We start from the raw sequence: 6787 nt of genomic DNA, 5'->3' as shown, positions 1-6787 counted from the left end.
TCATTTTGAATCTGACGAGATTATAAATCTCATTGTTGATCTTGCAAGCAAGATCAGTACTCACTCGTTGTTCAGTTTTCAAAGATCAAACTTCTTTTCGCCACTGTCGCTCGTTCGCTTCAGCAACTCTTATATCTTATCATGTCCGAACCAACTTTGCAAGCTCTTTTTTTAAGCTTCTTTAGAAGCTATTTTGTAAGCTGCTTGCCGCACCGTGTAAACCGTGTTTTCTTGGCCGGAATTATAATATACCATGTACAAATTTATAATGCAAGACTTTTTTTAAAAAAAGTTTACTAAGCCCATCTAATGATTCTTCCATATTTCCGTACCCCTTCCTGGCTCACATTCCTCTATTCTTTTCAAATAACTAGCAGGGAAGTCACGTACACCATCCACCAGCAACTTCGATACATGAGACACCTTCCCTGCGTCACTCTTTATCAAGCGGGTTTTCCCATTAAAAGCATCCCTGAAAAACACTTCCTTCTATAGAATCGTTTTACCTAATACAGATGCGATCAATCCAACTCCCAATCTCGCCGTATGCCGGTTCTGATCCAGCAGTGGATTCACCTCCACCAGTTCCATAGAAACAACATGATTGGATGAAGCCAGACATTCCATCGCAAAATGTGCCTCGCGGTAGCTCAGCCCTCCCGGTACAGGTGTGCCTACTCCGGGTGCCTCGCGCGGATCAAGACAATCCATATCAAAACTGACATGAATGCCATCCGTACCACTACCCGCAATAACTATCGCCTGCTCTATCACGTGCTTCATTCCCAATCGATCAATATCATGCATCGTGAATGCCCGAATGCCCATTGCTCGTATCTGCTTCTTCTCATATAGATCCAGATCGCGAAGCCCGATATATACAAGTTTAGATGGATCCACAAACGAACCGGCACCCCTAATCTGCGACAAGTTAAAGGTCGAATGGCCCAAACCTGCTGCTAAACTCATACCATGCATATTGCCCGTCAGACTATGATCTTCCGTATTAAGGTCAGCATGGGCATCAAACCAGATTACACCAAGCTTCTGGTAGTGCGCTGTTAAGCCGGCCAACGTTCCAATTGCTACACTATGATCGCCACCAAGCACAAGCGGAAATGCGCCTTCTTCCAAAGTGCTCGAAACTTCCTGACACACTTTCTCACTGACCTGCTGAACTTCATTCAGATACTTTGCCGTAAGGCGACGTGCCGGCACGTTAGCTGGCTGGACCGGACAGTCCACACGCACTTCTCTGGTCAGTCGATAACCCAGACTCGCAATCTCCCGCTTCAGCCCGGCAGTGACAAGCTCATCCGGACCAAGTTCAGCCCCGTTTCTCGCACCAGCTAATCCGAAAGGAACTTTAATCAGAGCTATTTCCTTCTGATAGGCGGATACTGGAGTGGCCTGTTGGGCATCACCCTCCTGCTTCACATGCGCTCCTGCGACTGGAATGTTCTCATTCTTCATCAGTACCAGCTCCTTTATCATCGTGGTTGAACGCTAACCATTCCTGGTGAAAACCTTTCGTTAAGCGTCACATAATACCTCTCTGATTACCTCGAGAGCCCAATCAATCTCTGACTCCTTGATCGTTAATGGGGGTGCGAAGCGGATCGTCGTTTCATGAGTTTCCTTACATAACAAACCGGCAGACATCAAACGTTCGCAATACGGTCGCGCAGGACTTTTCAGCTCAACACCGATGAACAGACCTTTCCCCCGAATATCCTGAATGACTGAACTATGAATCCCTTGAAGCTGTTTCATAAAATAGTTCCCCAGCCGCTCCGACCGCTCAGCAAGCTTTTCATCTTCCAGAACATCTAAAGCGGCAACTGCCACTGCGCAGGCGAGCGGGTTACCTCCGAACGTAGAGCCGTGTGATCCAGGTTCAAATAAATCAAGAATACTGGCTTCGGCAGCAATAGCCGAGATTGGCATGACTCCACCACCAAGCGCTTTGCCCATGATCCAGATATCAGGCTCGACCTGCTCCCAATCCGCAGCAAACCTGCGGCCTGTTCTTCCAAAGCCAGTCTGGATCTCATCAGCCATCGTTAGAACCCGATTCTGTCTACATATTTCAAACGCTTTTGCCAGATATCCGTCTGGTGGTATGATGATTCCCGCCTCACCCTGGATCGGCTCTACAAGGAAACCGGCCGTATCGGGTGTGATGGCTTGCTTCAACGCCTCCAGATCACCATAAGGAACGATGCGGAACCCGGGTGTGAACGGCCCAAAGTCCTTTTTATACTCTGGAGATGAGGAAAAAGAAGTGACGGTCAGGGTCCTGCCATGAAAATTGCCGGAGCATACAATGATCTCAGCCTGATTTTCCGCTACGCCCTTGCAACGGTATGCCCATCTTCGCGCAGCCTTCACTGCTGTCTCAACCGCTTCTGCCCCGGTGTTCATCGCCAGTATTTTGGACTTCCCCGTAAACGCAGAGAGCCGCTGGTAGAAAATAGCCGCAGCATGGCTGTGAAATGCTCTTGAGGTCAAGGTGACCTTATCTGCCTGTTCCTTCAGCGCTTGAATAATAACAGGGTGTCTGTGCCCATGGTTCAGAGCTGAATATGCACTTAACATATCCATATAACGGCGCCCTTCCGGATCCTCCACCCAAACACCTTCTGCTCGCTCAATCACAATAGGAAGTGGATGGTAATTAGGTGCCGCATAGGTTTCCGACCATTGAATGAACATTTCGGTATCCGCCATGCCCTCACAACCTTCCGCGTAATATTGTATACAAAATACAATACCAATGTATGCAAGCCGCCCCGCCTTTACGACTTCATTCCTCTTTTTCCGCAGATGTCCTCATCTGAATACCTTCCAACCAACAGAAATATAACTAAGAAACGATTAATTCTTCTAAATAAATATTCTTTCACCTTCTGCATCATAGAGCCGAGTGAATAACTCGATTATTTGTATACAATATACATAATATGATATACGTTGTTGTATCCATAATACTAACAAAACCTGTATGCAATTGACAACGCTTTTCTAAACATTTTTTTCATTATAATTCCAGAAAATGTTCTATTATTTCTCCGATCTTCTCCCCCGCTGGAAAATGAACTTGCTTGCCCAACTCCCCCCTCGATGTTAAGATGATTAAAACCTGAAACACCCCGAGCGGCGTGCCCTGCATGGCTTTCCAGCCATTCAATATTAAATACATACAGAAGGGAGAGTTTGGTATGGAGGTACCTAAATATCGGTCCTTGAAAGATCATGTTTATGATTACATTGCCCAGAAGATTCAGGACGGGACCCTGCTTCCCAACCAGAAGATTAATGAGGCCGAGATTTGCAAAAAGCTGGACATCAGCCGCACCCCTACCCGGGAAGCTTTATTTCAGCTCACCTCTGATAATCTACTGCAGTATATCCCGCGCAGGGGATTTATTGTTGCTCCTTTTGACACAAGCAAGAAGCTTGAATTCTCTCAGGCCATTGGTGTCCTGGAGGCTCTCGCTGCTACACTTGCTGTGGATCAGCTCAAACCGTCTGAACTGCTTGAAATGGAAGCCCTGATTGCCCGAATGGACGAAGACATCAGCCGGCTTGATCTGGCCGCATACAGCAAAAATCAATATCTCTTTCACAACCTCTACATCCAGCGCTGTGGGAATGCCACCGTAATTGAAATGTTAAACACACTTAAGAACAGCTTCATAAGGCAATCTTACGTCAGTGATAACAAACCGAAACTATCCGAGGTGCTGCATGAAGTTAACGAAGAGCACCGACAGATTCTAGGTGCTTTTCGTGCGAAGGATAAACCACAGCTTGAGGCACTACTTAAACATCACTGGCGCATTATTGATAACGATATGCTTTAACATATGTGCTTTGAATGAATTCTCGCAACAATTAGGATATATGCCTACCAATCATCCAATTCAATAAATAAAAGGCAGCTCAGATCATAACGATCATGGGCTGCCTTTCATTTATTCAGAACCAGAACCGACTGGAGCTCTCGCTGTAAATACAGCATACCCCAGTCTTTTTCCGTATTTCAGAAGCAATCTGTCATTCGTTCGACTCATACGCTGCATTCTTTTGTCCTCCAGCCAATTCATATCCATCTCACGCAGAGGATCGTGGTCAACGCCCCATTTACCCATCGTACGTGAATGCTCCTTAACCTGAACGCGAGAGAATCCGCATCCCCTCAATCTTTTCTTCCACGCCCCTGCGGTCGCCAGCGTTCGTATACCATAGAATTGCCTCAACCTGCGGCTCATCAGCTCCGTCTTCCTTCCTGAAAGAACCATTTCCCGATCCACCAGTAATCCTCCAGGCTTTAGCACTCTTGCATACTCGGCAATTGTCTTACGCCAGGGTGTAAAGATGGTAACAGACTCAATAAACACCACATCCACCTGATGATCGGGCAGAGGTAACGCTGCAGCATCCGCTTGAATGAAACGCACATCCACCCGCTCCTTACGCGCACGTCTCACTGCCTTATCCAGCATATGACGATGCAGATCAATCGCAGTTACCCGGTATCCCAGATGCGCCAGATGACATGCCGTCCTTCCTGTACCACATCCAACCTCCAGAATATGAGCACCTGCAGGTAGTGAAAGTGAATCCAGCAGCTGCAGTGTTGCCGAGAATCCGCCAGGATGAGCACTACCTTCACCTAGACGAGCCAGCAGATCATGATAATCCACGTCTCCCCCTCCTTCCCTTCCCTCCAGTCTATGGAGTAAATACAAAATCGGCGCCTGACTATGCCAAAATCCGGGTACTCGTCCATACCAATTGACTCTGTTTCTACTATGATATACAAACCGTTGATTTCAAGCGGCAAACCGCAATATTGAGGGGGATATGCATGCACAGAATTCATCCGGTATGTGAAGAAACTTTGTCACCGCATATGGGACGCCCTGTCTGTCTTGTCATGAAAGACGGTAAGCATATGTATGGCACACTTGGAGAATGCCGGGATGGAAAGGTGTACTTGAATGGATGCTTCCAAGGTCCGCGCCTGTGCGCTGTCCAATCCAAGCAGCAGCTTCGCAGAGTAAGTACAAAGAAACGGGACTCAGCCAAAAAAGCCAAATCGTCAGCCTATGGGGGTTACCCTTATGGCGGAGGATACGGTTATGGATACGGAGCAGGTTATGATATCGCCTTGATCGCAACACTATTCCTTCTTCCATTCCTGTTCATCTAAGGTAAATGCTCATAATGCGATAATTTAGCCCAAGTCGAGAATATTTATCAAAATCAGCGAATGATCATTTAAGTAGCGGTAGAGATGACCCCTTTAGTGAACAAGGGTCATCTTTTTTTATTTATTGATAAATTTTATGTTTTATTTCTTATAGTAATTAACAGTAACCACCCAACTTGAGCCATTAAGATACGTAGTAAATTTAATGGCAGTCATATGAAGGGTGCTTAGGGGAGAATACATAGTAAAAAGTAATTTTAAATTACGGTAACTTTGATACTTCAAAATAGAAAAAGGCACTCTCAGTCAGCACCACCCTTTTCATAGTGTCTGGTCTTTAAGTACCAATCTATTATTTCGATTGTTCTGCAGCAATAATATTAAATTCAACCTCCCCAGTATTATTTCTGGCATCCATGTACGAAAATCCCAAGTAATTTCCTGTGTTAAAAATCTTTGATGTTGATAGTCGTGGTACAGATAGATCTTTTGTTTTTCCGTTTATTAGGTCTACATCGATTATTTGGTACATTGAATACCTGTAGTAAAGATGATCATTCATAATAAATGGAGAATCAATAGTTAGATCTTTATCCTTTGCTTCAAACTCATATTTGATCTCCCCGGTCTTTCTATCTGCGATGCTGATTTTTCCTATTTCACTCCACACAAACCATTCTTGATCAGCTGTAAAGTCAACTACTCCTTGATTACTTTCTAACAATGTAATTGAATCTGTTTGATCATATGGATAAAAAACTATTTCATACGATTTTTCTGACGGCGTTTTAAATACAGATTGTTGTACAAGCAGACCATCAGGAACTGGTCGTTGAATTACCATAAAAGTTCCTTTTCGCTGACTACCACTTTCATCTAACTCAGTTGTGGCTAATCTAATTAACTCGTTAGAAACTGGTTTATATATGATCGCAGTGCTATATACAATGTGATTTTTAATCTTTTTTTCTATCCAGCTAATTTGATTATCAAAAACCCTCAATACAGGTGGTTCTGTATAATCACCACTTACTCCTCTATATAAAACTTTTTTCTGATTATTTTGCAGGTCAAGTGATTTAATTGTCCACATTGTATCCTTTTCTGAATCCCTGCCATACTCTACCCAGTAAAGCTTATTTTCGACACCTACCAGCGAATTAATAATTTCCTTATTGGGAGTTTGATAAATATTTTTTATTACCTTATTTTTACGCGAAAATACATCAATGTAACTCGAAGATTTTTCGCTAACATCTCTTTCAAAAGCAACCAAAGTATCGTTAATGTAGCTCGGTGCGACAAACGTGGAGATTAAGGTTTTATCCTTTAGTTTATATGGTTGAACCGAATAAGGGAGTGCTTCTCTAACCGGCTCCTTTATAGTCAAATTCGTTTCATAAGAAACCGATTGCTGAACAGATGATGGCTCATGATCTCTATTAATAACACTCAACCGGAATACCCCTACAGAAATTATAACTACAGAGACTAAGATCCATGTGATCTTAGCTTTATTAGTTTGCATGATATCCCTCCTAGTCTGAAAGATAGAGGGGATGACTCCCC

Annotated in this window: 6 protein-coding genes; 2 read left to right on the top strand and 4 right to left on the bottom strand. The window is 44.1% G+C overall.

Annotated elements, in window-relative coordinates; all coding sequences use genetic code 11:
* Window positions 1-489 precede the first annotated feature (489 nt).
* Both rocF and IEW26_RS29675 read right to left on the bottom strand, forming a co-directional pair.
* Complete coding sequence (rocF, locus tag IEW26_RS29680; RefSeq protein WP_188594967.1) at window positions 490-1473, bottom strand: arginase; 984 nt, start codon at window positions 1471-1473, stop codon at window positions 490-492.
* Between the two features lie 60 nt (window positions 1474-1533).
* The gene (locus tag IEW26_RS29675) at window positions 1534-2730 is read right to left on the bottom strand and encodes an ornithine--oxo-acid transaminase (RefSeq protein WP_188594966.1); all 1197 of its coding nucleotides are present in this window, start codon (window positions 2728-2730) and stop codon (window positions 1534-1536) included.
* Between the two features lie 491 nt (window positions 2731-3221).
* On the opposite strand from IEW26_RS29675, the gene IEW26_RS29670 reads away from it, so the two are divergent.
* The gene (locus tag IEW26_RS29670) at window positions 3222-3866 is read left to right on the top strand and encodes a GntR family transcriptional regulator (protein ID WP_145406724.1); all 645 of its coding nucleotides are present in this window, start codon (window positions 3222-3224) and stop codon (window positions 3864-3866) included.
* Window positions 3867-3977: 111 nt separating this feature from the next.
* Here the strand turns inward: IEW26_RS29670 and IEW26_RS29665 are convergent, their stop codons facing one another.
* Window positions 3978-4709, bottom strand: coding sequence for a class I SAM-dependent methyltransferase (locus tag IEW26_RS29665; RefSeq protein WP_186323245.1), 732 nt, complete (start codon window positions 4707-4709; stop codon window positions 3978-3980).
* Window positions 4710-4873: 164 nt separating this feature from the next.
* Between IEW26_RS29665 and IEW26_RS29660 the strand changes: the two genes are divergently transcribed.
* A complete protein-coding gene (locus tag IEW26_RS29660) occupies window positions 4874-5218 on the top strand; it encodes a hypothetical protein (protein ID WP_188594965.1) in 345 nt (114 codons plus the stop codon).
* 352 nt (window positions 5219-5570) lie between these two features.
* Here IEW26_RS29660 and IEW26_RS29655 read toward each other — a convergent pair whose 3' ends face one another.
* Window positions 5571-6746 carry a hypothetical protein gene (locus tag IEW26_RS29655; RefSeq protein WP_188594964.1) on the bottom strand — a complete coding sequence of 392 codons (1176 nt, stop codon included), beginning with the start codon at window positions 6744-6746 and terminating at the stop codon, window positions 5571-5573.
* Window positions 6747-6787 lie beyond the last annotated feature (41 nt).

Source organism: Paenibacillus silvae (assembly GCF_014639235.1).
GTDB classification, from domain to species: domain Bacteria; phylum Bacillota; class Bacilli; order Paenibacillales; family Paenibacillaceae; genus Paenibacillus; species Paenibacillus silvae.
The sequence above is the reverse complement of the archived record's forward strand: the minus strand, read 5'-3'. Positions and strand labels throughout refer to the sequence as shown.